We start from the raw sequence: 26,592 nt of genomic DNA on the forward strand, positions 1-26,592 counted from the left end.
CATTCATAAGGCTGACGGTTATGAATATCAATCTTCACTTCTTTTGATGCCCTATCGGACAATTTATTAGTTGGCGGCAATTCCCCTCCCGCTAACCCGCTTCGGGTATAACGGGAGTCCCCTTGCCGCATCTCAGATGGATACCGGAACCCCACCCTCAACAGAAGGCAATCCTGAGAGCGATCAAACGACACCAACCGAAGTCGCAACCGAAAGCCCAACCTCGACACCCTCAACAAAAGCTGATACCCCAACTCCACAGCCTGGGGCAAATCCAGAAAAATCGGGACAAGAGGCTGCTCCGAAATCAGCCGTTCAATCTGATGCAGGTTCAGTTCAATCTCCTGAGACTGCCGCTCCCGCAGCCGCCATCAGTAGTCCTGCCGCAGCCGGAGGAGGTGGTGGCGCCGGAGCCGCAGGGGGAGCCAGTGCTGGCGGGGGTGATGTTGAAGCCGCGACGGTTGATGAAGAGGCTGAAGCCAATGCCATGGAGAAACGATTGGCTGAAGTGGCTCCAGAAACAGATACCGAAAGCAACCAGCTCTCATCCGCCGAAAAAGATGTGGCTCTCGCCGCCCTAGCAGAAGAACCCGCTACAGGCAGTCTCCCGGCTGGAGGCGGTGGAGGCGGTGGTGCGATCGCAGAATCTGCACCTCCCCCAGCACCACCGGATGTTTCCCAAGCTGATCCGGCGGCTGCCCTAGGTGCGGTGAGTGGCTTGCCCCCTGCCCAATTGGTATCTGCATTGGGGGGTGTTACAGCAGCAGTCTCGAATGATGTTGGCAAACAAAAATCTGAACTCGCCGCCAATCCGCCTACCGCCGATACGTTACCAGGAACCGGGAAATCGGCGGTAGTTAAAGCAGATTCAGGCGGCGACAATCCTAAACCCGTCGCCAAAAAAGCCGAGGGTCAAGAAAAACCCGTCCCCGAACCTAAACCCCTACCTCCAGAAAAAGCTCCGCCCCAAGTATCTGCACCAGCACCACCTGTGCAGGGGAATGAAGAAGGCAAACTGTCAGATGCTGATATCAGCAACATAAAGGCATCAGTGACGCGATTGCCAGTCCGTGATCCAGGGGCGAATCAAGTGTCCGCAGGACTCCCGCCGAAACTGGCGCTGGAAGGCAATGCTGATCCGCAAAAAGCCCAGGAACAACGGGCTGAATTGGAAACCAGCTTAACCGAAGCCCAAGCCAAAGGGCAGCAAGAACTGGCTAAACCCACGGGCGTAGAGAAGATTGAACCAACGATACCGCAAAAGACCCTGAAAGCGCAGATTACTGGAGGCGCTGGTGGGGGAGCCGCAGGCGCTGCTGCTGGGGCTGGAGCTGCCCTGGCAACTGGAGCTGGGGGAGATGGTATGGGAGATGCCGCGTCTATCTTCGCCCAACAAGAGAAAGGGGGCGAGATTCAAGCGGCTGCTGCTCAAGCTCAAAGTGATTTAGCGGCGAAGAAACAAGACCATGCTACTAAGGTGGCAGAGGAACAAGCCACTGCCCAGCAAGAGGTTGAACAACTCAAACAAGACAATATCGCCCAACAAGCCCAAGAGCGGACAAAGGCAAAGGGCGAAGTGGCTGAGTTACAAGGTCAATGGAGCAAAGAACAGGATGATTTAGTCAGCCAGTCGCGCCAAGAGGGCGACAAACTGGTGAGTGAAGGGCTGCAAGAGGTAGAAACCAAACAAGCTGAAGGGGATGCTGAAGCTGCCAAGGAAATTGAAAAGGGCGAAACCGAGGCAGAAGCCGAGCGTCAGAAGGGTGAAGCCCAAGCAGCGGCGGAGAAGCAGAAAGGGGAAGAAGAGTCGAGTGGGTTATTTGGCTGGTTAGCGAGCAAGGCAAAAGCCTTCTTTGACGGGATTAAGAAAGCAATTCAGAAAGCCTTTGAAGCGGCTCGTGCGGCGATGCGAAAAGCGATTGAAGCCGCTAAAAAGCTGGCAGCCGCCGCGATTGAAACGGCACGGAAAGCGATTGTGGCTGTCATCCGTCGGGTGGGAGATGCGTTGATTGCTTTAGGCGATACCCTTCTAGCAAAATGGCCCGGATTGCGAGACAAATGGCGTAGCGCGATCGCCAAAAAAGTTCAGCAGGCAGAAGATACGGTTAATCAGCTAGCTGAAAACCTGAATCAGGGAATTCAGAAAACTTTGGATGTTTTAGGTGGCGCCCTAGATGCCGCCCTGGGTTTGCTTGAGAAAGGAATGTTAGCAGTCGTCAGCGTCTACCAAGGCGTTGTCATGGGGGCGATTAAGTTTGGTGAAGGGATTGCCAAAGCTTTGGGTGCTTTTGCAGTGTTGGCGAAGGATATTGCTGCCAATCCCGGACAATGGATTAGTAATTTAGGGGCGGCGGTATCGGATGGTATTCGCAATCACCTCTGGAGTGCCTTCAAAGAACAGGTACAAACCTGGTTCAATCAAAAATTAGAAGCAGTTCTCGGTTTAGGTGCAGCCGTTTGGAAGATCTTGACCCAAGGCGGTATCGCCATGGCAGAAGTGGGCAAGATGGCTTGGACGGCGGTTAAGCAAGCGTTACCGACGATTATTATTGGGGTTTTGCTGGAGCGCCTCGTCTCAATGATTGTGCCTGCGGCTGGGGCAGTATTGGCGATTATCCAGGGATTACAGGCGGCTTGGGGCACGGTTAGTCAGATTATTCAAGCCTTTGGACGCTTCATCGAGTTCTTGAAGGCGATCAAGACAGGGGCGGCGGGTCCTCAGTTTGGGGCATTGTTGGCTTCAGCCGCGATCGTGTTGCTGGACTTTATTACTAATTTCATCATTGTCAAGATTGCCAAGGCAGCCCGGAAGGTGGCAGGTAAGCTGAAGGGCTTGGCGAAGAGTTTGATGAAGCGGTTTAAGGGGAAGAAAGGAAGGCAAAACAAGAAACAAAACAAAAACAATAAAGAAAACCGTGATGAGAAACGTAAACGCAAAGTACAAGAGCGTTTTGATAAAGGTATTGCTTCAGTAGAAAAATATAAAGCAAAGTTCCGAGGAAAACAATCTTCATCTCTTCGCTTCCAAGCTGGTCTTGCGCTTATTCGTGTCCGTTATAGATTTAGCAAGCTACAATTAGTTCAACAAGGAAATGGCTGGGTGATTAACGCTGTTATGAACCCTCGCAAAGTTGTAGGTGTTGGCCACAGCACATTACTCAAGGTCAACGAGTTGAATCCATCGGCTCCAACTAATGCTGTTCCACCTCTCTCAAAAGCCTTTGGGAAGTCTGCGAGAGGAAGCACTCGGTATTATTGTACAGACAGCGAAGGAAATCGATGGTATTGGAGGCCAAAAGATAACAGTCCGACAAAAGGTACATGGATTAAAGCTAACGACAATAAAAATAAAGAAAAAGCGGAAGCTGCTGCCCGTGATTATTTAGCAAGCAACAATCCAAAATTTATTTCGCTTGTTGAGGATGATAAAGGTTTAACTTCAGGAGGTTTGGATGCGGGTGGCTTAGATCCAACTGATCAAGAAGAGAGGTTAGTTCTAGGTGAGTCGAAGCATTCTGGCGGTCAACACCCAGAGTATATCAAATATGTGCCACCTGAATTAGTTGGTACAAGACAGAAAAGTGGACATTATCGACACAACCCCTTGTCGGCAACTACTGATAACCTTACAGCAAATATTGCTAGTTTACGTAATCAAGTCATAGAACGCAAAGAGGGAGCAGAGCTAATTAAAAGAGTTGATGCAGCCCTAAGAGCTGGCAAGGTTACAATCATTTACTTTCTGGCTGGCAATGCGACAATCAGTGGTAACACAAGAAAGAAGGTGGAGGAAAGAATTAGAAATGAGTTGAGTAATTTACTCAAAAATAGATTTAAAATGTCTAAAACTGAAATAAAAGGTGTAATTGGTAACATAAGCGTAGAAATTAAAAAAACAATTATTTAACTTATGGAGAAGTAAGAATGGGTTGGATAAATATAGTTTCTAATCGTTTTAAAATATCCGGAAAAGCTAAAAGTTTGGTAGAACAATGGGAAACATTTCCAGAATCTAACTCATTAGGGATGAAACCTGGTCTTCTTGCTTTGATTGCTGGAGATAGAAGTCTTATCAACCGTTCATTGGCTCTAGCTAATAGATCTTTGGAGTTTCTACAAGAGAGAGTTGATGAAAAATTTCTGGGAGATCCTACCGTATTGCCAGATCTAGTGGGCTTATCAGTACTTGCTTATATAAACGGGCATGAACAATCAGAGCTGTGGCAAAGAATAGCGAATACACAGCCTTTCGCTAATAGGACGATGAAAGCTCTTCAAAGCGTGGTTATCAACTTAGTGAATGATAACCCTTCTTATCTTAACAAATCCCCAAGTAAGCTAGGTCACGTTACAAGCGTTTCAGATTGGCTAAATCGCTTCAGAAAATCACCAACACCTTACCTTTTTGATCTCGCTATCAGTCCTGATCATCCTCTATGGTCAAGTGTATTGAGTACATTTGTCCTGCCACTAGGTATCTTATTAGAAAAGGAGCTTAAGAAATCCAGTGATCATTCTGTTGAATCATTAGATCTGTTTCGTCTAGGCGCACATCCACAAGATTATGGCGATATAATATACGAGCGTCAGCACGAGCGACCTTCATGGGATTCAATTCCTGACACGCAGTCGCCTGAAACCTGGTTGGGCTTCGATGCAGTTGAGCTTTGCAATCAGGAACTATATGTATATCACTACTTAGGTCTGAGCTGGCAAGCCCCTCTCCTTTTTAATGATGAAGTCAACGCTTATCAGTTTTTAGACCAACTTGATAAAAGTTGGAGGCTTGTAGAAATGTCTTTGAATCCTGTGATTTGGAAACAAGTAGAAGAATTAGTTAAGACCAAGCGATGTGTACATATTGTCGTGCATGACTCGCCTCGCTCGCCTTGTCTTTTACCTCATTTGGAGCGTGCAGCAAAACATTACGACGTGAATTTAGAGGTAAGAGACGTTACTCTGGCATAAAATACCGGGTGAGTTGTTTAGTTCTACTCTCTTAGATGTATAGATATAAAACTTGATAGTATTGTCAGTGCAAAATTCTCAATACGAAGAAGACTTTCAACAAACCCTTCGCCATTACCTGGAAAACTGGGCGAAGGAAAACCTGCCCGACTTTAACGAACTCAGCGAAGATACCTCGACTGAAACCCTTGAGGAAATCACCAAATCCCTTGAGCAACTAGCAGATACTGAATTTGAAGCCATCACCCAAGACGCCACTGGCGAATTCATTGATGCTATCGAAGCCACATTTCAAGACTGGGCAAAAACGGCTCGCGAGGAACTTGATCCCGACGGTGCGGGGAACCAAGTCATTTATAAAGCTATGCTCAACTTCTTTGAAGCTGACGAGTGGCCCCTCGTTGAAGACGAAGATGAACCCATCCTATACCTGAACTTCCAGGGTGAAAACGGTCAATGGCACTGCCTTGCTAAGGCGAGAGAAGCAGAAGACCAATGTGTATTTTACTCCCTTTATCCTGAAGCTGTTCCCGAAGATAAACGCTCAACTATTGCCGAATTTCTCACCCGCGCTAACTATGGCATGATTCTCGGTAATTTTGAACTCGACTTCGATGATGGTGAAATTCGCTATAAAACCAGCATTGACGTTGAGGGAGATAGGCTCACCCCTACCCTGGTGCAAAATCTGGTCTACACCAATGTCATGACAATGGATCAATACCTACCTGGTATTCTGGCTATCCTAGAACAAAATCTAACAGCTAAAGATGCGCTTGATCTGGTTGAGAAACAACTCGAAACCAATGAACAACCATCGTCATCAGAACGATAATCAAGGCAGTGGTATGTTTGTAGTGAGGACTTTAGTCCTCTTGCCTTCAGCGCTTCTCTCGCCTACGACAAACAGGATTTTATCAAGTTATGTCGAATGCCACTGATATCATGTCCGGTGGAATACTTACACTATCGGTTGAGACAAGGCAGAAGGCAGAAGGCAGAAGGGCTCCAAGGGAAGGAGGAAGGTTGCAAGGTACAAGGGAATAATGACTGTTTGGACGGACATGATATGACTTAAAGCTGGTGGGCAATGCCCACGATGGCGGACTGACACAGCTAAAATTGTGGAATAGATTGACGTTTAAACCGGGCGCACGCCATGCGCCCCTACAATGCTAATCCACCAATTAAGGTGTGCCACGCCACTACGGTAGATCAAAGGTTTCGGCGATACAAAAATGCTTATTTCAGTGCCATTCAAGTTATGTCTCTTTCTTAAATGAATTCACCCGTCGCAAGTCTAATGTCAACGGATATTCCGGACTCAATGATAAGGGTGGAATGGAAATTATTCCAGGTGTATGATTCTCGGAGATAAACCGTTCCAACATCCGTGACTCCGCTTCCCGGTGATTAACGGGAAACTTATCATAAACGATGCCATTGGGATGATTAACATGATAGCGACAGCCGCCAATTGACCGTTGCGTCCAAGTATCTACAATGTCAAAGACTAATGGCGAATGAGAATTAATCGAAGGATGCAATAACGCCGCATATTCCCTGGCACGGAAGCGTACCCCACCCACATAGTCTCCCGGTATTCCGGTAGACTTTAATGGCACCGGATACCCATTACAAGTCACTTGATAACGGGATGAAAAATTATCTCGATTGGGCGAATGTCCCATCGCTCCCCGCAGTCTCACCTGTATCCGTTCCATGGAAGAATCTACATAACGAGCGGTTCCACCAGTACCCGTTTCTTCCCCTAAAACGTGCCAGGGTTCGATCGCGTGTCGTAATTCTAACTCAATTCCCTCTCGGCTAATCTCGCCATAGCGCGGGAACCGGAACTCAAAAAACGGCTCAAACCACTCCCATTGAAACGGATATCCCGCCTCCTGTAACTCCCTGATTACCTGCCGTAAATCCTCGCCGATGTAATACGGTAACAGAAAGCGATCATGCAACATCGTACCCCAGCGAATTAAGTTCTGGGTATAGGGATGCTCCCAGAACCACGCCACTAGCGCCCGAATTAGCAGCATTTGCAGTAAACTCATTCTCCAATGAGGGGGCATGGCAAACGCCCTAAATTCTAATAATCCCAACTGATTGCGGTAATTTTCTACCGGATACAGCTTATCAATACAGAAAGCGCTGCGGTGAGTATTTCCGGTTACATCAACTAAGAGATTCCGTAACAGCCTGTCTACTAATTCCGGCGCTACCTTCTCCCCCGGTTGTAACGTTTGAAAGGCAATCTCTAACTCATACAAACTCTCATGTCTTGCCTCATCCACACGGGGCGATTGACTGGTGGGTCCGACAAATAACCCTGCAAATAAATAGGACAAACTGGGATGATTTTGCCAATAACTAATCAAACTCCTGAGTAAATCCGGACGTCGCAATAAAGGACTGTCTAAGGGCGTTTTGCCGCCAATCGTAATATGAGCGCCGCCCCCCGTACTCACCCGCCGTCCATCTAAAGTATATTTTTCGGTTCCCAAACGACAAAGCCGTGCCTCTTCATACAGGATTGTGGTAATATCAACCAATTCTTGCCAATTTCCGGCTGGATGAATATTCACCTCAATTACACCCGGATCAGGCGTAATTTGAAACCCTTCAATTCCCCCATTACCAGGAGGTGTATAGCCTTCAATTAATACTGGGATTTTTACCTTTGCCGCCGTTTCTTCAATCGCGGTAATTAAATCTAAGAAAGTTCGCGCCGAAGTCAAAGGGGGGAGAAAAATATGTAAAATTCCTTGGCGAACTTCTACACTTAACGCAATCCGAATGCTATTGTCAGGCGAATCAATAAATTCCGGACTGGGTAGGGCTGAATTAGCCTCTAATGGGACAATTCCTTCCTGTACCAATTCCTCAGACCAATCGATGGAATTTAGGGGTAAACGGAACCCGGCGGGAGAGTCGCCAACCAGAAGATTCAACTTCTCATCGGGGAATCGCCAATGACAGGTACTCCAATACAATTGCTCATCTTTTAATACAGGTAATATTGGTAAAACATACCCACCAATGTCCCCTTCATATTCATAGGCGGGAATAATACACTCAGGATTAACACCTAGATGCGTCGCTAACGCCTGAATAAATGTTTCCCCCTGTTTGGCTGTATGTCCATAATCCTTCCCTTCCTCTGCATACCACTCTCGATTCCGCCAAATCGGAGTACCATCACTGCGCCAGTAGCATCCCAATGCCCATCGGGGTAAAATCTCACCGGGATACCATTTCCCTAACCCATAATGCAGTAATCCACCGCCCTTAGAAAACCGGGATTCTAAGCGTTTGAGTAACTGTCCGGCAATTTTGCGTTTCTCGTCACCGAGGGCGGCGATTTGCCATTGGGGAGATTCAAAATCGTCAATGGAGACATAAGTGGGTTCACCGCCCATGGTTAAGCCCACACCTGCACGGTGTAGGGTTTCGTCTACGGCTTTACCTAAGCTATCAATTTGTTGCCATTGGGCTTCTGTATAGGGTTTACTGGGGCTGGCGATGTTCTCATGACGCGACACCTTCACCGCAAACTCTAACTGAGACTGACAGGGTTCACTGGTTCCCCTCACCGGAGAAGCGGCTTCTGGGCTAGGAGTACAGACGAGAGGAATATGTCCTTCCGCCGCCAAGTACCCGGATGTAGGATCTAATCCAATCCAGCCAGCGCCGGGAAGATAGACTTCTGCCCAAGCGTGAAAATCGGCACAATCCGCTTCGATGCCTGAGGGTTCATCAACAAGGGAATTGTCTTCTTTGAGTTGAATCAGATAGCCGGAAACAAATCGGGCAGCTAAACCATAATGCCGTAAGATTTGCACCAATAACCAGGCGGTATCGCGACAGGAACCGACTTTTTTGGTCAGGGTTTCTTCGCAGGATTGAATCCCGGCTTCTAAGCGAATCGTATGGGTGACATCCTGGGCAAGCTGTTGATTAATAGATCCTAAAAATCCGGTAATATAGATGTTAGTTTTGCGATGAGTTTCTAGCCAAGCTGATAAGAGTTCACCTGATTCTTTTATCTCTAAAAATGGACTCAGTTCTTTTTGAAGCTGGGGATCATAGTTAAAGGGATAGCGTTCAGCATACTGTTCAACTAAGAAATTGAAGGGATTAATTGGTTGCAGTTGGGCAATAATATCGACTTCAATTGCGAGAATATCGGTAGGTTTGGGGAAATTTAAGCGGGCTAGGCGGTTCCCGTAGGGATCATTTTGCCAGGTTAAACTATGCTCTTGAGGCTGGATGGTTAGAGAATAACTTTGAATGGGTGTGCGACAGTGAGGAGATGGATGTAATCCTAGGGTGTGAGGACCAAGAATAACGGGGCGCTGGAAGTGATAAGCAAGTTGATGATTTAGGCTAACTTTAATGGGCATTGGTCATCCTTTTGTCATTCGTCATTTGTCTTATGTCATTCGTCTTATGTCATTTGTCATTCGTCATTTGTTATGCCTGTTGCCTCATCCCAACCCTTAACATTAGTTTTGTCCGACTACTTATGTTAAGGCTTAGGTTGGGTTAGAGTTTGGAAGCAAACCAGAGTTTGTTGGGTTGAGCGAAGTCGAAACCCAACCTACATAATGGCAAGATCTGAGTTAAATCCAATCGACTGGATTGACACACCTAAAATGGTGGATTAGTTTTGTCGATTTTATGGGCGCACGCTATGCGCCCCTACGGTTTCTGGATGGAAGTTGTAGGTTGGGTTGACGCAAGGAAACCCAACGGAATCTAATCCACCGAATTAGTTATGCTACACCACGATGACTTGACAATCGATGGTTTACCTTGTTCGAGTTTCTGCGATCGCAGTTAATTTAGCTGATGTCCGCAACTTGAACAAAAGCGATCGCTCGGTGTTAGAGATGAGCCGCATTGCGGGCAAAAGCGTTTACTGCTTTGCGCTGAAGACGAGGATGACGCTGGTGATCCCATCCGCATCTCCATATTGCCCATCCGCATTTCCATGGGGTTCATATTCATTTGCATGTCTCCCATATTCATCGGCTTCATCGGTTCCATCGGCTTCATCGGTTCCATCGGCTGCATCGGTTCCATTGAAGGCGTTGATGAAGCGGGTGTGCTATCGACTTGCTGCACTTGCATTTGTTGGGAACTACCCATAGACGGAGTTCCACTGGTTACGCTCATGCTGCTTCCTTGCACTTGGATAAAATGATCTCCTTGGGCTGTAGAAATCTTTAACACCACACCGTTAGGCGTGCGGAATACCTCCGGCGGTGATGTCCAGTTTCCGGTTTGAAACCCGTTACTGGCTTGTTGCTGCTGTCCGGGACTCCCACTGAGGGTGGTGACAATGGTCTGTGTGCCTTGATTATCGAGGTAAACTCTGTGGCCCGTGCCTATCTCGCATACGTAAGCCATAACAACCTCTCCAATAAAATTCTCCTTATATCATTATTCCGGGGAACGGCATCATTGGTGAAACTTCTTAACAATTGTGTTAGATCAAGTCCCATCAGCAGTACGCCCCGACACCCGCCCGGAGTTCAAACTCCGGGCTAAAAGCTCAAGTCCACTAAAGTGGACTAAAACTTTTAATCCGAACATTACTCCCCCAGCTGCCCCAGCTGCCCTCCTCACGGCGAATCCTTCAGCGGAACCTCTAGGCGTTTCTGGGAAACTGCCCCGTGTAGTTCTACCGTTGAGGTGGTGCGATCGGCAAAAATTGGCTTCTGGGTTCCCAGCATTTCCAGAATCATCTGGAAGTTTTTGGCATCTAAATCAATGGTGCGTTCTTGCTCACCATCGGCATAAGTAAACCAAAAGTGACCTTTATTTTCCAGAGATTTCCACAATGCCTGATAGCTGGTAATTCGTTTCATCCGTTACATAAGACCTACTCAAAGCTAGTCAACCCTAGTCAAATCTAACCTTGATGCTTACTTCCTGCTTCACTCTGGCGGTGTCGGCAGCCCCCCTAATTATTAAGCCCATGCGCCAGTCTGGATATCATTATCGGGCCAATGGACGGCAACAGCCGAGGTGGAGTGATCACCGAAAATTGGCTTTTCTGTATCTAAGATATCGAGCATGATTCGGAAACTGTCGGCGTCTAAATCTGCTGTGCGTTCTCTGTCACCATCAAAATAGGTAAACCAAAAATGACCTTTATTTTCCAGGGGTCTCCACAGTGCCTGATAACTGGTAATCCGTCTCATTTGCATTTCAGGTTTTTTCATATCTGGCTGACTTTGAGTGCTTTTACTTTCCATCGGTGACAGATGCCCCTGTTGCGTTTTAGTTCTAATTATGTACTTATGTTTCGATTTTACGTGAAAATATGCTGAAACGGAATCACTTCAATCAATTGCCTGATCGAACTTGGCAGGCGAAAGTATCTCTACTCCCCCTGCTCCCCCTGCTCCCCCTGCTTTTAGCGCTTAAGTTGACACCAATGCACGGAGCGTGCGCCCCTACGGTTTCTGGGTGTGTCACTCCTCATCCCCCTGATTCCGCCACGGGCAAGATTACCGTAAACGTGGTTCCTGTGCTAACTTCACTCTCGAACTCGATTCTACCCTGATGCAATTCTACACATTCTTTCACAATCACTAATCCCAAGCCCACACCAGGGGTAATGCCGATATTACTGGCGCGATAGAATGCCTTGAATAATTTTCCTTGATCATCCGGGGGAATGCCAATGCCTTCGTCAGCGACTCGCAGCCGTATTTCCTGGGCTTGAGGACTGATTTCTACCTCAATTAATCCTCCCTCTGGAGAATATTTGATCGCATTAGACAATAAGTTATCCAGAATGAGCCGGAGTAGGTTGCCATCCAAGATGCGATCGCACTCACTCGGGCAGATCAGATTTAGTCGATGTTTTCCAGTAAATTTGGGACGAACCACTTCAATCACCTCGCCCACCAGTTCCTCAACATTAACCAAAGTAGGATTAAATTCTAGGGCTTGAGTTTCGGCTTGCTCAATGAAAATCATATCGTTGACTAGATTCGTCAGATGTTCAACTGACTGTTTAACCCGTTGGAAATGGGTTTGTTTTTTCTCCGGCGTCAAGCGATCGCTATATCGTTCTAGCATTTCCGTAGACGACAAGATTGTCGTCAGGGGAGTACGGTACTCATGAGATACGGTGGCAACAATTCGAGATTTTAATTGGCTCAATTCTCGCTCTCTAGCTAAGGCTACCCGTAATTCCTCTTCTAGGCGCTGGCGTCGGGCAATTTCTGCTTCTAGTTGTTGGTTCTGCTGTCTTAATTGGGCTGTACTTTCAGCGACTCTTTGTTCTAAGTCGGCATTATTACGCTCTAGCAAGGCTTGGATTTGCCGTTGCTCAATCACATCATGGAACACCAATACAGCTCCCATAATTTGCTTGCTCTCATTCTTAATGGGAGCCGCGCTATCATCAATGGGAATTTCTTCACCCTCTTTATTAATCAGCAGTGTATGATTTTCTAGGCTGACGGTTGTCCCTTGTTGTAGAGCCAGAGTAATTGGGTTAGGAACGGCTGCTCGTGTCGTTTCATTAATGGCCAGAAATATCTGATTCAAATCTTGACCCAAGGCATCTTGCTGCGTCCATTTTGTTAGCGCTTCAGCCACTGGATTCATAAATGTGATTGCCTGTTGCGGATCAGTAGTAATGACTGCATCACCGATACTTTTTAGTGTTGTGGTTAGCCATTGCTCTCGTTCCCGAAGCTTTTGCTCCATTTTATGTTTGTAGAGCGCTACTTCAATCGTGGTGGATAAATCTTTGGATTCAAAGGGTTTGAGTAAATAACCATAGGGTTCGGTAAATTTAGCCCGTTCCAGCGTCTCCTCATCGTTATAGGCAGTCAGATAGATCACAGGGAGTTGAAACTGCTGGCGCATTTGCGCCGCCGCTTCAATGCCATCAATCTTGCCTTTGAGCCGGATATCCATTAGCACTAAGTCGGGAGGATTTTGAGGGATTCCGGCGAGCGCGGCTTCGGCAGATATCACATTGGCGGTTACAGTATATCCGAGGGCTTCTAGTCGATTTTGAATGCTGAGGGCGACAACTCTTTCATCTTCAACGACTAATATTTTTGCTTTAACCATTGGTTTAATTTAAAAATACAAATAGATAATAAAATAAGATTAACTTATCTTTGAGTTGATTTTTTTTTCGGCATTTAACACCAGAGGAAGTTATGCCCAATAAGTTTCATCCCTCGGATGAATCACGAGGGAGCCTGCACCTTCGCCCTTTTGCTTTTGTAAGATAGACGTGCCATGACACGTCTCTACAGTTTAGTTACAGGTTTCGATTGGAAAACTAATATTCACTTCTGTTCCCTGATCCAGGTTAAAGCTGAGATCACCCTCCAATTGTTCAGTCAAAACATTAATTAATTGTAAGCCTAATGATTTAGGGTTGGCAAATTCCAGATCAGGTGGGAACCCGACGCCATTATCTTTGACGGTTAGGTGACAGCGATCCTCAGGTTCTGCGGTCAGGATCACCTCAATCGTCCCTTCCCTACCCTTGGGAAAGGCATATTTGAGCGCGTTGGACACTAATTCACTAATAATCAAACCACAGGGAATAGCGGTATCGATCGATAAATTAACCTCATGGATATAAAACTCTAAGTTAACTTGGTTATATTCAAAAATATAGATCTGAAACAAATAACTGGTCAAGTTCTCAATGTACTCGGCAAAGTTAATCCGAGCAAAATCTTGAGACTGATACAATTTCTCATGCACCAACGCCATTGACTTAACCCGATTCTGACTTTCCTGGAACAGTTCCACTGTGGTTGGATCAGTAATGTACTGAGATTGTAAATCCAAAAGACTGGAAATCACCTGCAAATTATTTTTAACCCGATGGTGAATTTCTTGGAGCAAGACGTCTTTTTCCCGCAAAGAGGCTTGAATTTGGATTTCAGCCTGCTTGCGCTCCGTGATATCCAGATTAATTCCCATCATCCGCACAGGCTGACTTGTTTCATCATAAAATACCTGAGATTTGCTTTCCACCCAGCGCAGATTCCCATCGGTTCTGATAATCCGAAATTCAATATCATAGCAATCTTCCTGCTCATCAATCGCTCGTCGATCCGCTTGGTGAACACGATCGCGATCATCGGGATGAACCATTTCCAGAAACGTTTGGTAGCTAATCTGTGTGGTTTTGGCGTCTAATCCATACAGGTGTTGCAGGTGATAGGAACAGGTAATTTGTTCCGTCTCCAGGTTTCTATCCCAGAATCCCATACGCGCCGCATCTAGGGCTAACCGTAATTGTTCTTCACGCTGGCGTAGCTGTTCTTCAGCCAGCTTACGTTCTGTCACATCTAGGTTCAGTCCAATTGTCCAAATAGGCTGATTGGTTTTATCATAAATAATCTGACCTTTGCTTTGAATCCAACGCACAATCTGATCGGGCCAAATAATCCGATATTCAAGGTCATAATCCTCCCCGGTTTGAATCGCCCATTCCATGCTTTGCTGAACCAGTTCCTGATCGTCTGGGTGAACTTTTTCTAAAAGGGTTTCGTAGGGAATTTCTGGACGATCAAATGCCAATCCATAGAGTTGTTCTAGGCGATAAGACCAAGTAATCATTCCAGTTTGCAAATTCCAATCCCACTTTGCCATCTGGGCGGCATCGAGGGCAAGCCGTAAGCGGGCTTCACTTTGTTGTAAGAGATCCTCTGCCAGTTTACGGGCGGTGATATCGGTACTCACACCGAGGACTTGAGTCACCTGTCCATCTGAAGCCACCAAGGGAGTTTTAATGGTTTGATACCAGCGAATTTTACCGTTTTGATCCCAGGAAAACTCTTCGGGAATGAACTTCGGCTGTAAGCTGGTCAATATCTCTTGATCCTCAGCCAGAAAGCGTTCCACATCTGCCGCATCATGATGGAGTTGGGCGGTTGTTTTTCCCAACACTTCCTCGACAGGAATCCCCCGATGTTCGGCAAACCTGCGATTGGCTAAAATATACTGACCGTTTTGGTCTTTGACATAAATGATATTGGGGTTGGTGTCAATGATGGTTTGCAGGAAGTCTTTTTGGTTCTGCAAGGCTTGCTGGGCTTTTTGGCTCTGAGTGACATCAATGCCCACACAAACAATATTGGTTCCTTGCTGATATTTTTGAGCGGCAATTAGGTGATAGTGACAGGAACCATTGATGTTAATTTCCAGAATCTTTTGGTCAGTTTGAGCCGCACTCGCGATAAACTGCTCAATATAGTTGACAAACGTCGGATTACTATTGAGAAAGCCGAGGGGTTGACCGACAAAGTCGTCCGGTGACAGGTTGAACCTATCTGCCAAAAATTGATTAACTCCCAGATATCGTCCTTGGCGACTCATCCAGGAGACGCAACCGGGCACTGCATCCAAAACTGCTTGCAGTTGCTCTTTGGCTTGTTGTAATTGTATCTCTATGGTTTGACGGTGAGTAATTTCCTGCTGGAGGCGAGTATTCGTTTGTTCGAGTTCGGCGGTGCGTTCGCTGACTCGTTGTTCTAAATGGAGATGAGCCTGTTGCAGCAGGCATTCGGCTTGTTTGCGATCGCTAATATCTTGAATCAGAGCGATCGTGTACTCGGATAACCCATTCGCGCCCCGAACGGCTGACGCTGACACATGCACCCAGACTAGATGACCTTGGTGATGAATATAGCGTTTTTCGGCGTTTATGTGAGTAATTTCTCCGGTGATCAGTTTATGTAAGTCTTGATAGCACTGGGTTATCTCATCGGGATGGATAAACAGATGGAACGGCTGATTTAATAAGTGATCAGCCCTGTAGCCGAGGATATCTTGCAGCGCCTGATTAGTATGCAGAACCCGCCCTTGAGTATTGGCGATCGCCATCCCAATGGGTGCTAACTCAAATACCGTGCGGAAACGGGCTTCACTGTCACGCACCGCTTGTTGAGCCTGGTGAATGTCGGTAATATCGCGGCACACGCTGAGGACAAATTCGACGGAACCATCCGGGGCAAATTCGGGAACCAGACGGGATTGGTAATACCGTTGTCCATGGGGGGTTAAGAACGTGAATTCACTCTCATTTTCCTCACCCGTTTGAAACACTGTTTGTAAGGAGTCCTCCCAGATGGGAATAAGAGTTTCTGGCATTCCTAATTCCCGGTGGGTTTTCCCTAAAAACTCCTGATAGGGAATACCCGTTTCCTCTTCAATGACGGGGTTGACGTAGACATGACGCAGATGGCGGTCAAATCGAGCGACAATATCGGGCGAATGATCCAGCAGGGCTTGAAATTCCTGTTCTCGCTGATTGAGTGTCTCCTCAACCTGTTTGTCTTCGGTAATATCTTCAGTAATCGTGGCGAGGAGAGTTTGAGGAGCATTTGGCTGGCTTTCTTCCCAGGGATTCGGGATGAGAAAAGAGCGCGATCGCACCCATCGAATATGCCGTCAAGCAAGCGTAAGTCCTATTATGTTGATTTTGTCGAGAATGATCTATCCTTTCGCTGCCATGGACAGGATCAGGTCAATCATGCGATTAGAATAGCCCCACTCGTTGTCATACCACGCCACGACTTTGAAAAAGTTGGAGTTGAGTTCCATACCCGCCCCCGCGTCAAAGATGCTAGAACGAGGATCGGTGGTGAAGTCTGTGGACACAACGGAATCCTCCGTATATCCCAGAACCCCTTTGAGTTCTCCTTCCGAGGCTTTCTTCATCGCGTCACAGATTTCTTGATAGCTGGTGGCTTTATCAGTACGGAAGGTGAGGTCAACCACCGAGACATCGGGCGTGGGTACGCGGAATGCCATCCCGGTGAGTTTGCCTTTGAGTTCCGGTAGAACCAAGGTAACGGCTTTGGCTGCACCCGTAGAGGCGGGGATAATGTTTTGCGCCGCACTACGTCCCGCCCGCAAGTCTTTCTTACTCGGTCCGTCTACGGTGGGTTGGGTAGCGGTCATGGCGTGAACGGTGGTCATTAGACCTTCTGCCAAACCAAAGTTGTCTTGAATGACTTTAGCCACGGGAGCAAGGCAGTTGGTGGTACAACTGGCGTTGGATACGACCGTATGCTTGTTGGGATCGTAGCTCTGATGATTCACACCCATCAAGAGAGTAGGGACTTTTTCCGGGTCTTTTTCTTTGGTGGGAGCCGAGATGACGACTCGCTTCGCCCCGGCGGTGAGGTGCTTGGATGCACCGTCATAGGTGGTAAATAGACCTGTGGACTCAACTACATACTCGACGCCGTATTTACTCCAGGGTAGTTCCTCTGGATTCTTGATCGAGACGCAGGGGATCACCTTATCATTGACCACAATGGCGTCGGGTTTGGCTTCTACCGTACCGTTGAACCGACCATGGGTGGAGTCGTACTTTAGCAAATAGGCGATACCCTCTGGTGGAACCAGGTCGTTAATGCAGCAAAACTCAATATTGGGGTTTTCTAGTCCAGCCCGGAAAACTAGGCGTCCGATGCGACCAAATCCATTAATAGCGACTTTGATAGGTGCCATGAAATTCTCCTTTTGGTTAAGTTGTACAGAGTATGCCAGGGTATGCTCTAGGGTACAGCGTCAAAGGGGAGCCTACCAAGTAAGTATCAGCTAATGTCAGCGTTCTGACGCAGCATTCGTCTGACCATCTGACATGAACTCTACCCGCGTCTTGTTTAGGTTTTCTTTAGACTGCTCCCTATTTAAGGGTTAGCTATCCCTTACTGTTTATAGACGGATTGTCAGTTCTTTTCAAGCTTGCAGGTTTCGGCAAGATTCGTCAATTGGTTTTTGGAGAATCATTGTCCAGGACTTTGAACCTAAATTTGCTACAACTGATACTGAAAATTTAGTCAAGCTGATCAGGTATAGACGGATGTTGCCTGTTTCTATCTCTACGATTGAAAAACTTGATTGATGAGCTTACCCTGAGCCGTTGAGTAGCTCCATTATCCTTCTGGAAGAGAGTTATCTACCGACTTACTCTCTGGGGAACGGGAATCTGGATGATGAAGAAAACTTTATACCATAACAAATAATCCTGATGGAGCAAGTTAAGAGAAGGTAATCTTTCGCTTCTGTGCAAGTCGTGCTAGGGAAACTGGATCAGGTTTGTCGCTTAAGTTGACACCAAAGGTGGGCAATGCCCACCCTACGGTATATTAAGGAATTTTGTCAGACTACTTCGTTTAAAAAATGAAATCAATATGAATTAAAAATGAACAGATATGGAAAATAGCTTCTGAATAGAATCTCTGATAATACTCGATCAAAAAACTAAATTATGCTATCTTAAAAAAGAATGAAAGGGAGTAGCTCTTGGTCAAACATTACCAGGATACCTGAATCAACATACTGGTGATGAGCCTGGTTCAGGTGACAAGGGATTGAAGCATCAGGTTATTTGAATCTACAGAATCTGATCTGAATAGCTAGTTCCTTGGTAGCGAGACTTTCACTGAGTTCACAAGTTGACGTGAGCTTGGTGGGGTCTGCCTTTTCTCATCAAGCTCCATCAACGGCAATTGGTTAAGGAGCTTGAGAGAATGTTAGCCGCATTTACCGCCGGATTATTACTAATTACGATTTCTGAGTTAGGGGATAAGACGTTTTTTATTGGCGTCATCTTGTCCATGCGTCATTCGCGGCGGCTGGTCTTTTTGGGAGTCCTAGCGGCGTTAGCAGCGATGACAGTACTATCCGTATTATTGGGACAGGTGGTGTCATTGCTGCCTGACTATTATATCCAGTATGGGGAAATTGCCTTATTTTTAGGATTTGGCTTTAAGCTATTGTATGATGCCAGTCAAATGCCTGCTCAAGCAGAAAATACAGGCGCAAAGGAAGCGGCGGTGGAAGTCGCCAAGCAAAATAAGAATGGCGCGATCGCAGGTTCAACCAAAGACAAGTTACAGTCTGCCAATTTCGCGATTCTACTGCAAGCCTTTACCATGACATTTCTGGCGGAGTGGGGCGATCGCACCCAAATCAGCACCATCGCCTTAGCCGCCGCCCATCAACCGATTGGCGTTACTGTGGGGGCAATTTTAGGTCATGGGATTTGTACCGCGATCGCGGTAATTGGCGGACGATTAATTGCGGGACAAATTTCTGAAAAATGGGTGACGGCGTTAGGAGGAGTGCTATTTTTGATTTTCGGCACAGTAGCGATGTCACAAATAGTTTAATCAGATCAGGGAGATGGCGAGTCGGGTACAGACTCCGGTTGTTCTATCGGTTGAGGAGGTGAAAAGCGATCGCGCATTTGTTGGAATGCTTGGGGATTGAGTAGCCACTGGGCGATGAATACAGCCGCGCCAGCCGAGAGGATAATCACCAGGATGCCAAAAACGCCTAAGATGATCTTGAACCAATCCTGACTAGAGGATGTGGCTTCAACCTCTATGGGTTCGGACATTTCCTCGTCCTCCCCGGCGACAGGTTCCTCTGTGGCTGGCATTTCAGTCTCTAACTCGATAGTCTGGGCATTTTTTTCCAGTTGTAATCCGTCCAAATTCAAGACCACCGGATATTGCGGCGAAACACCACAATAGGTGAGAACAACGGAGGCATTATCATAACCATTCCGTTGATTTGCCTGATCCACCAGAAACTGCACCGCTGCTTCTAGGGATAGCTTGCCACTGAACACATCGTTAGCGAAATCCGCATACACCGACTCTAGCCAATTGTTATCACTGACACCATCGGAACAGAGCAACAATAAACCATCTTCCTCTAAAATAAAACGCCGGACATGGGGATAGAGAGACTCCGCATCCTTGGTTCCGATCGCTTGGGTCAATGCACCTGAATCAGGACGCTGTAAGGCATGACGGTACAAACTACGCCCCATCCTAACTTCTCGCGTTGCCACATCATCATCCACGGTAAGCTGTTGGCAGTAGTCGGGAGTAATCCAATAGGCACGACTATCTCCAACATTGGCAATGTAGAGTTCGTGACTATTGCCTTCGCTATCGGATTGAATCACCGTTTGTGGCAATTGTAGGGCAAGAGTCACAGTTGTACCCATGCGCCGCCGGGATTCTCGTTCTTGTTGATCGTTGCAGGAGGCAATTAAATTATTCACCACGCGCATAATCGCCGCTAGCTGTTGGGCGACTAAACTCGGACTCATCAGTTCCGGATCTTCAAGTAACTCCGCTAGCAATGCCCTCACCTGGATTTTCACCGACTGGGTTGCCATGTGGCTAGCGACTTCACCGCCTTCATGTCCACCAATTCCATCACAGACGATGGAGAGGTGGGGGATCAGGGGATCGGGTTCTGGAGTCAGATCTGATCGCAGGGGATAGCAGCTATCCTCGTTGTGGTCATGTAAAGGTCCCGTATCCGTGAGTCCCGCTACCTCTAAACGCAGGGGAAGTTGGGACGATTGCGTCAACAGAAGCTGATTAAGCTGCGCGGCGATCGCCTCAAATGAGGGATTCGGTGTTTGCATTTGTTGGGCGATATCTCGCAGTTGAGCCGCCACCGTCACAGATGCCGTTTTACACCAGGATTCCCAGCATTTTCCGAGCTGTTGCAGACTCGCCTGAGTTCGGGAATGAGGTAGGGTGGTTGTCCCTCTGGATGCACCTGTTGAGGAGTCCTTTTTGTGACGACTCATTGACCCAGGGATAGATGTGGACTCAGAATCACTCGTCCCATTCCTCACCAGTTCCCGTAGTCGCACCCGCCAGCCTTCGACTCGCACCTGTTCAGGATCAACCAGGGTAGCGGCTACGCCTAATTCAGCTAAGGGTTGCCATAATTCTAGAATTTGCCATAACCAATAGATCTGACGCACAGGCGAGGCGTTTGACCAGGCTGTGGTGATGGCTGGATAGAGTTCACCCTTGTTGTCAATTGGTGCATTATCCAGCAAAATAATCGGCGTATTTACTTCAGAATCCGTCCCAGAACAAACACCATAAACCTCCGGAACGTGCAGACGATGGGGATAGAGGCGGAGATAAGAGAGGAATATGCCACTTAAGCGATCGGGAACCTGGGGTAACTCCTCTGGGTGCAGATCCAGCCAAATTTGCGGCGCGACGACTTGATACCGTTGTGCAACAACGTCCCCCACCGGGATCGATGCCGCCGTTGCACCCATTGCCCACAGATAATGATGAATTGGTGGCTGATCAGTACTCATAAATCTTAAAAAATAATTCTGGAATGAATTGGCAACTGAAGTATTCCAATACCAAGCTCTCCAACTCCGAGTTTAATTCCCGTCATTCCCCTAGAACTAATAAGCATAATCAAAACACGGCGCTGTGTCTATAGTTTGTCCGTTGTTGTTGACCAATTTTCATAAGCTGTTGCTCCCCTAGCTTCCCAGACGCGCCATGGCACGTCTCTACATTGCTCCCCTTGCTTGCCAAGAATGGCACAATAACAAACTAAACTAGAAGAATAAAATCCTTTCAACCCAGGATACACTGGATTTTTATATGTCACTCAATCCATCCCTACTTTGGCTCCTGGCAGGATCAATGCTTTGTCTGGTGGAACTATTCGTCCCGACGGCATTCGTTGCCTTTACCATGGGAATTAGCGCGTTAGTCGTGGCGCTGGTGGCGTTAATCATTCCCCTGTTTCCGGTGCAAGTAGTGCTATGGTTGGTGCTATCCACGGCGCTGGTGATTGCATCCCGTCGCATCCTCCCCCCGGCTAAAGTAGCCCAACGTCTTGATGCTGTAGAAGCTCGCACCCTGACCGAAATTCCTGCCGGAGAAACAGGACGCATCCTCTATGAAGGCAATTCCTGGCAAGCGCGGTGTGATGATGAGACGGCGGTGATTGAACCCAACCAAAAGGTATACGTTGTCCGCCGTCAAGGTAACACACTCATTGTCGTTCCCCAGAATCTCTTACTTTAAATTTTCCATTTGAACAACACTGGCTACTCTTAGCTGGTGGCATAGTATCAAACTTTTAGGAGGTAATACCATGAATCCATTCGCTTGGCTGATTATTTTGGTGCTTGGCGGTTCCGGGATTGCTAGCTCGATTAAGATTGTTAATCAAGGGAATGAAGCGTTAGTGGAACGCTTGGGGAAATACAGTGGTAAAAAGCTGGAACCGGGATTGAATATTATGGTGCCAATTCTGGATCGCATGGTTTTCACCGAAACGATTCGGGAAAAAGTACTTGACATTCCTGCCCAACAATGTATTACCCGTGATAATGTTTCCATTAGCGTCGATGCCGTGGTCTATTGGCGGATCATGGATATGGAAAAAGCCTATTACAAGGTTGAGAATCTGCAAGCCGCCATGGTGAACTTGGTGCTGACGCAGATTCGTTCAGAAATGGGCAAACTGGAACTGGATCAAACCTTTACGGCGCGATCGGAAATTAATGAAATTCTGCTGCGGGAATTGGATATCTCCACTGATCCCTGGGGTGTGAAAGTGACACGGGTGGAACTGCGCGATATTGTCCCCTCGAAGGCGGTGCAAGACTCAATGGAGTTGCAGATGTCGGCGGAACGACGCAAACGGGCGGCAATTCTGACTTCGGAAGGGGAACGGGATTCAGCGGTTAATAGTGCCAAAGGGAAAGCCGAAGCCCAAGTCCTCGATGCAGAGGCGCGACAAAAGGCGGCGATTTTAGACGCAGAGGCGCAACAAAAGGCGATTGTCCTCAAAGCCCAAGCCGAACGCCAGCAGTCCGTTCTCAAGGCGCAAGCCACCTCAGAGGCGCTGCAAATTGTGGCGAAGACACTCAAGAGTGATCCTGTTGCCCGTGATGCCCTACAGTTCTTACTGGCACAGAATTATCTGGATATGGGTAAAGAGATTGGCAGTAGCGATAGTAGCAAGGTGATGTTTATGGACCCCCGTGCGATTCCGGCTACGATTGAGGGGATTCGATCCATGGTAGGCGATCGCGAATCGTTGGATTCGGAAGCGTTCAATTTTGAGTCGCACAATAACCGTTAAGCTGGTAAAGGATCATTTGTTATTTGTCATCGTTTTCGGGTGGGCTATGCCCACCTTTTTTTTACTGTCTCAAGTGGGGAGAAATTGTTTATGGAAACCAACCAATCTCAAGTCCTCGCTGGACTCTTGGGAGTCTGTGTGGGCGATGCGTTGGGTGTACCTGTGGAATTTACCACCAGGGAGGAACGGATGCGATCGCCTGTTACGACTATGCAGGGTTATGGAACCTATAATCAGCCTCCAGGAACTTGGTCCGATGACAGTTCTCTCACCTTCTGTTTAGCCGAAAGCCTCTGTCAGGGATTTTCCCTCGACGCGATCGCACAATCGTTTTGTCTGTGGCATGATCAAGCCTATTGGACACCTCATGGAACGGTTTTTGATATTGGCATGACGACAGCATCCGCCCTGCGTCGCCTGCGTTGGGATCAGGTTTCCCCCTTGGAATCCGGGAGTCGGGATGAACGGAGTAATGGCAATGGGTCATTGATGCGAATTTTACCCATGGCTTTTTATTATCAATCCCTAGAATTCCCGGAATTAATTAAACGAGTGCATCAAGTTTCTAGCATTACTCATGCCCATCTCCGTTCTCAGATGGCATGTGGGATTTATATCAGTATAGCGATTCGATTATTGACAGGGGATGATCCAGCTACGGCTTATTTTAAAGGAATTCAAAGGATTCAGGAGATCTACAATCAACCCCCTTATACCTCAGAACTCGATAATTTTGCTAGAGTCTTCGATGGAGAAATCGCCCAGTTTCCCATAGAGGCAATTCAATCGAGTGGTTATGTTGTTCATAGCTTAGAAGCCGCGCTTTGGTGTTTTTTAACCAATACCTCTTATGCACAATCCGTGTTAAAAGCCGTTAATTTAGGCAGTGATACCGATACCACGGCGGCGATTACAGGCGGATTAGCTGGACTGTATTATGGTGTCGAACAAATTCCCCAAGACTGGCGCGACCAAATTGCCCGGAAAGACGATATTGTTGACCTCGCCAAGCGTTTAGCGTCAACTATAGCCTCGGAAAACTCAACCAAGGACAAATGACCAATGATATTATGTCCGGTTGAATACTCACATTTAGGTGGAGACAAGGCAGAGGACAGAAGGCTCTAGGGCAGAAGGGAAGGAGGAAGGTTGCAAGGAAGAAGGATATTACGGTTATTTCGGCGGACATGATATAACTTATCAACAAAACCCGCCCTCTTGTCGTTTAGATTTGAGACGAATGACCAATAACCAATAACCAATGACGATTTTATAATCAAGATATCAATTCTGGCAGTTTGGTATGGAGCGATCGCATCAGCCTGGTGATATCATTGCCCAACGGTATCAGATCGTAACTATCCTGGGTCAGGGAGGCACGGGGACAACCTACGCAGCGCAGGATCAAAGGAACAATCAACGGGTGGCGATCAAAGAAATGTCCTTGCGCCGGATTAAGGACTGGAAAGACTCCTCTAATTGGTTCTGAGAAAGGGCGCCCAATTCGGCGATGGGTTGATATCGCTTAAACTTCGCCTGGGCAGCATTTAATGCAGCTATTGTTGAGTTTAGATTAGCTTGGGCTGATTGTAACTGGGCTTGGGCTTTTTGCAATTCTTCCTGAGATAATCTGACATTCGCCTCGGCTTCTGCAACATCTGCGGTGGTAGTAATTTGTTGATCCTGATAATCCCGACGGCGGCGAGTTAATTCAGCTTCAGCCGAGGTAACAGCACCGTTAATGCGGTCAGTTTCTGCTAAAATTTGGCTATCAATGGCACGAATTTGGGCATTGATTTGAGTGAGTTGTAACTGAGCTTGTTGAATACTGCTTTGCACATTCCTTTTTTGGGTTTGTAGGCGGGAGTCGTCGATAGCCGCAATCACATCTCCTTTGTTTATCGGTTGGTTTTCCTTGACAAAAATGCCCGTTACCTGACCTTCTGTCGTCGCTTGCACCAAACGCAATTCACCAGCCGGACGGACATTGGCAGCCGCTTTGACCGTAACATTATACTTGAACACAGAAGCGAGTGCGATCGCAACTCCCATGGAACCGACAATAAACAGTCCACCCAGGGTACTCCAGCGGCTAATTGGGGGTAGAAACTCATTCTCTTGAATGGGGGGCAAAAAATCCTGTTGAGGGGTACTAACCATAGGAATAATAAATGATAAACTCGATTAGAAGTGTTCGTAGTAGGCACGAAGCGTGCCATCAGCGCTCAAGCGCTGACTACAAACTTGTTCGTAGTCGGCACGAAGCGTGCCACTGGAAACAAAAATCGGTAAAAGTTTGCGCTTAAACTTACACAGATATTCATGAACAGTCATCTACGGAATTAAAAAGTCCAAATGCTCTCCCGATTGATGGCGTAACGCTTCCACCGAACCTTGCTGTTTTAATTTCCCTTGTTCGAGCAAAACTATCCAATCCGCACGCTGAATCACGCGGGGACGGTGGCTAATCATAATCGTCGTTTTTCCATTTCTGTGGTGCAGTAATCGCTCCAAAACGTCCGTTTCACTCACGGGATCAAGCGCACCTGTGGATTCATCTAAAATCAGCACGGCTGGATCATTAACAATGGCTCTGGCGATGGCTAATCGTTGTCGTTGTCCGTTCCAGCAACTGCGGTAATTTTCAAGCTATAAAACAGCATGAACCCCAAGGAAATTAAGGCGACAAAAAATTGACTTGGTAGACTGACAAGGACTTGAGCAACTAATTGGTTAATAACTTGGATATCTCCCAGTCTGCTAGCAATTTCGCCGCTGCGGCGGGATTCGTAGTAATTCAGAGGGAGGTGCAGGATTGCCCTAGCGAATTCGAGGATGAGTCCTAATTCTAGGCGTTGGGCAAAGTGGGCGATGAGGTTAGACTGAATCAGTTCGAGGCTGCTGCTGACAAGGTTCATGACAATGATAGCGATCGCTATCCTAGTAAGCATCTGGGTATCCCCTCGCAGCAGCACGTCATCGGTAAGAATTTGCAGCATGAAAGGGGAAGTAAGGGCGATCAAACCGACAACAGAGTTGAGAAGGAACGTTTGGGCAACAAGGTGGCGATAGGGCCAGACGCGCTTCAGGAAGCGTCCCAATCCGCCAATTTTCTCTTTTTCATCCGGTTGGCTAAAAAAACGAACTGGGTCGGGTTCAAGTAGGAGCATAACTCCATCTGTCCATGCCTCTAGGAGCCACTTTTTCTCCAGATACCGGATACCTACAGCCGGGTCAGCGATGACGTATTTATTGCGCCGTTTTCCGTACAAAACGACCCAATGATAGCCTTTCCAGTGGATAATTGTTGGTAGAATAGCTTGATTTATTCGGTCTAAAATTGCCGATGATGCTGTTACAGAACGAGCATTGAAACCAAGTGATTTTGCGCCGCGTTTGAGACCTAATAATGTGGTTCCTTGTTGTCTAGTACCTACGGCTTCGCGGATACGGTGAATGGTAAATATGCGTCCATAATATTTGGAAATAGAAGCCAGACAAGCTGCACCGCAATCTTCTTCATTTTGCGGCAAAATGTTATAGTATTTCATTGAAAAAAATAGATTGATGCTAAAACTTGTGCCGCAGTCGTTCAGCTTCAACTAAACGTCTAGCATAGTAGTGTTCGAGTGCAGTTTTATAGGTCGGTGAGTC

19 protein-coding genes and 1 pseudogene are annotated in these 26,592 nt (G+C 47.1%); 8 read left to right on the forward strand and 12 right to left on the reverse strand.

Annotated features, from left to right (window positions below):
* Nucleotides 1-70: 70 nt before the first annotated feature.
* From RIE73_RS19300 to RIE73_RS19315, 4 genes are all read left to right on the forward strand, one after another.
* The gene (locus tag RIE73_RS19300; protein ID WP_446402722.1) at nt 71-3,907 is read left to right on the forward strand and encodes a hypothetical protein; all 3,837 of its coding nucleotides are present in this window, start codon (nt 71-73) and stop codon (nt 3,905-3,907) included.
* Between the two features lie 17 nt (nt 3,908-3,924).
* Nucleotides 3,925-4,968, forward strand: a complete 1,044-nt coding sequence (locus RIE73_RS19305) for a hypothetical protein (protein ID WP_446402723.1) — start codon at nt 3,925-3,927, stop codon at nt 4,966-4,968.
* 67 nt (nt 4,969-5,035) lie between these two features.
* Nucleotides 5,036-5,803, forward strand: a complete 768-nt coding sequence (locus tag RIE73_RS19310; RefSeq protein WP_446402724.1) for a YbjN domain-containing protein — start codon at nt 5,036-5,038, stop codon at nt 5,801-5,803.
* Between the two features lie 96 nt (nt 5,804-5,899).
* On the forward strand, nt 5,900-6,046 hold the full coding sequence (locus tag RIE73_RS19315; protein WP_446402725.1) for a hypothetical protein: 147 nt from the start codon (nt 5,900-5,902) through the stop codon (nt 6,044-6,046).
* Nucleotides 6,047-6,230: 184 nt separating this feature from the next.
* Here RIE73_RS19315 and RIE73_RS19320 read toward each other — a convergent pair whose 3' ends face one another.
* From RIE73_RS19320 to gap, 7 genes are all read right to left on the reverse strand, one after another.
* Nucleotides 6,231-9,383, reverse strand: a complete 3,153-nt coding sequence (locus RIE73_RS19320) for a transglutaminase family protein (RefSeq protein WP_446402726.1) — start codon at nt 9,381-9,383, stop codon at nt 6,231-6,233.
* 436 nt (nt 9,384-9,819) lie between these two features.
* Nucleotides 9,820-10,392 carry a zinc ribbon domain-containing protein gene (locus RIE73_RS19325; RefSeq protein ID WP_446402727.1) on the reverse strand — a complete coding sequence of 191 codons (573 nt, stop codon included), beginning with the start codon at nt 10,390-10,392 and terminating at the stop codon, nt 9,820-9,822.
* Between the two features lie 215 nt (nt 10,393-10,607).
* Complete coding sequence (locus tag RIE73_RS19330) at nt 10,608-10,853, reverse strand: hypothetical protein (protein ID WP_446402728.1); 246 nt, start codon at nt 10,851-10,853, stop codon at nt 10,608-10,610.
* A 102-nt stretch (nt 10,854-10,955) separates the two neighbouring features.
* Entirely contained in the window at nt 10,956-11,243 is a 288-nt protein-coding gene (locus RIE73_RS19335; protein ID WP_446402729.1) for a hypothetical protein, read from the reverse strand.
* A 226-nt stretch (nt 11,244-11,469) separates the two neighbouring features.
* Nucleotides 11,470-13,083 carry an ATP-binding protein gene (locus RIE73_RS19340; protein WP_446402730.1) on the reverse strand — a complete coding sequence of 538 codons (1,614 nt, stop codon included), beginning with the start codon at nt 13,081-13,083 and terminating at the stop codon, nt 11,470-11,472.
* Nucleotides 13,084-13,275: 192 nt separating this feature from the next.
* Nucleotides 13,276-16,416: a PAS domain S-box protein gene (locus tag RIE73_RS19345; protein WP_446402731.1), complete on the reverse strand. Its 3,141-nt coding sequence runs from the start codon at nt 16,414-16,416 to the stop codon at nt 13,276-13,278.
* Between the two features lie 60 nt (nt 16,417-16,476).
* The gene (gap, locus tag RIE73_RS19350; protein ID WP_446402732.1) at nt 16,477-17,499 is read right to left on the reverse strand and encodes a type I glyceraldehyde-3-phosphate dehydrogenase; all 1,023 of its coding nucleotides are present in this window, start codon (nt 17,497-17,499) and stop codon (nt 16,477-16,479) included.
* Between the two features lie 1,025 nt (nt 17,500-18,524).
* Here gap and RIE73_RS19355 point away from each other — a divergent pair.
* A complete protein-coding gene (locus RIE73_RS19355) occupies nt 18,525-19,166 on the forward strand; it encodes a TMEM165/GDT1 family protein (RefSeq protein ID WP_446402733.1) in 642 nt (213 codons plus the stop codon).
* 5 nt (nt 19,167-19,171) lie between these two features.
* Here the strand turns inward: RIE73_RS19355 and RIE73_RS19360 are convergent, their stop codons facing one another.
* Complete coding sequence (locus RIE73_RS19360) at nt 19,172-21,142, reverse strand: PP2C family protein-serine/threonine phosphatase (protein WP_446402734.1); 1,971 nt, start codon at nt 21,140-21,142, stop codon at nt 19,172-19,174.
* A gap of 301 nt (nt 21,143-21,443) precedes the next feature.
* Here RIE73_RS19360 and RIE73_RS19365 point away from each other — a divergent pair, with 301 nt between their 5' ends.
* From RIE73_RS19365 to RIE73_RS19375, 3 genes are all read left to right on the forward strand, one after another.
* Entirely contained in the window at nt 21,444-21,872 is a 429-nt protein-coding gene (locus RIE73_RS19365) for an NfeD family protein (protein WP_446402735.1), read from the forward strand.
* A 70-nt stretch (nt 21,873-21,942) separates the two neighbouring features.
* A complete protein-coding gene (locus RIE73_RS19370; protein WP_446402736.1) occupies nt 21,943-22,938 on the forward strand; it encodes an SPFH domain-containing protein in 996 nt (331 codons plus the stop codon).
* 90 nt (nt 22,939-23,028) lie between these two features.
* A complete protein-coding gene (locus tag RIE73_RS19375; protein WP_446402737.1) occupies nt 23,029-23,997 on the forward strand; it encodes an ADP-ribosylglycohydrolase family protein in 969 nt (322 codons plus the stop codon).
* 357 nt (nt 23,998-24,354) lie between these two features.
* Here RIE73_RS19375 and RIE73_RS19380 read toward each other — a convergent pair whose 3' ends face one another.
* The 4 genes and pseudogenes from RIE73_RS19380 to RIE73_RS19395 all read right to left on the reverse strand — a co-directional run.
* Entirely contained in the window at nt 24,355-25,098 is a 744-nt protein-coding gene (locus RIE73_RS19380) for a biotin/lipoyl-binding protein (protein ID WP_446402738.1), read from the reverse strand.
* A 24-nt stretch (nt 25,099-25,122) separates the two neighbouring features.
* Nucleotides 25,123-25,272 carry a hypothetical protein gene (locus tag RIE73_RS19385; protein ID WP_446402739.1) on the reverse strand — a complete coding sequence of 50 codons (150 nt, stop codon included), beginning with the start codon at nt 25,270-25,272 and terminating at the stop codon, nt 25,123-25,125.
* Entirely contained in the window at nt 25,273-25,509 is a 237-nt protein-coding gene (locus RIE73_RS19390; RefSeq protein ID WP_446402740.1) for a hypothetical protein, read from the reverse strand.
* Between the two features lie 56 nt (nt 25,510-25,565).
* Nucleotides 25,566-26,489 (reverse strand): annotated as a pseudogene (locus RIE73_RS19395) (cysteine peptidase family C39 domain-containing protein); the annotation flags it as partial.
* Nucleotides 26,490-26,592: the final 103 nt, after the last annotated feature.

The sequence above is a fragment of the Coleofasciculus sp. C1-SOL-03 genome (genome assembly GCF_040220555.1).
In the GTDB taxonomy this organism is placed as follows: domain Bacteria; phylum Cyanobacteriota; class Cyanobacteriia; order Cyanobacteriales; family Coleofasciculaceae; genus Coleofasciculus.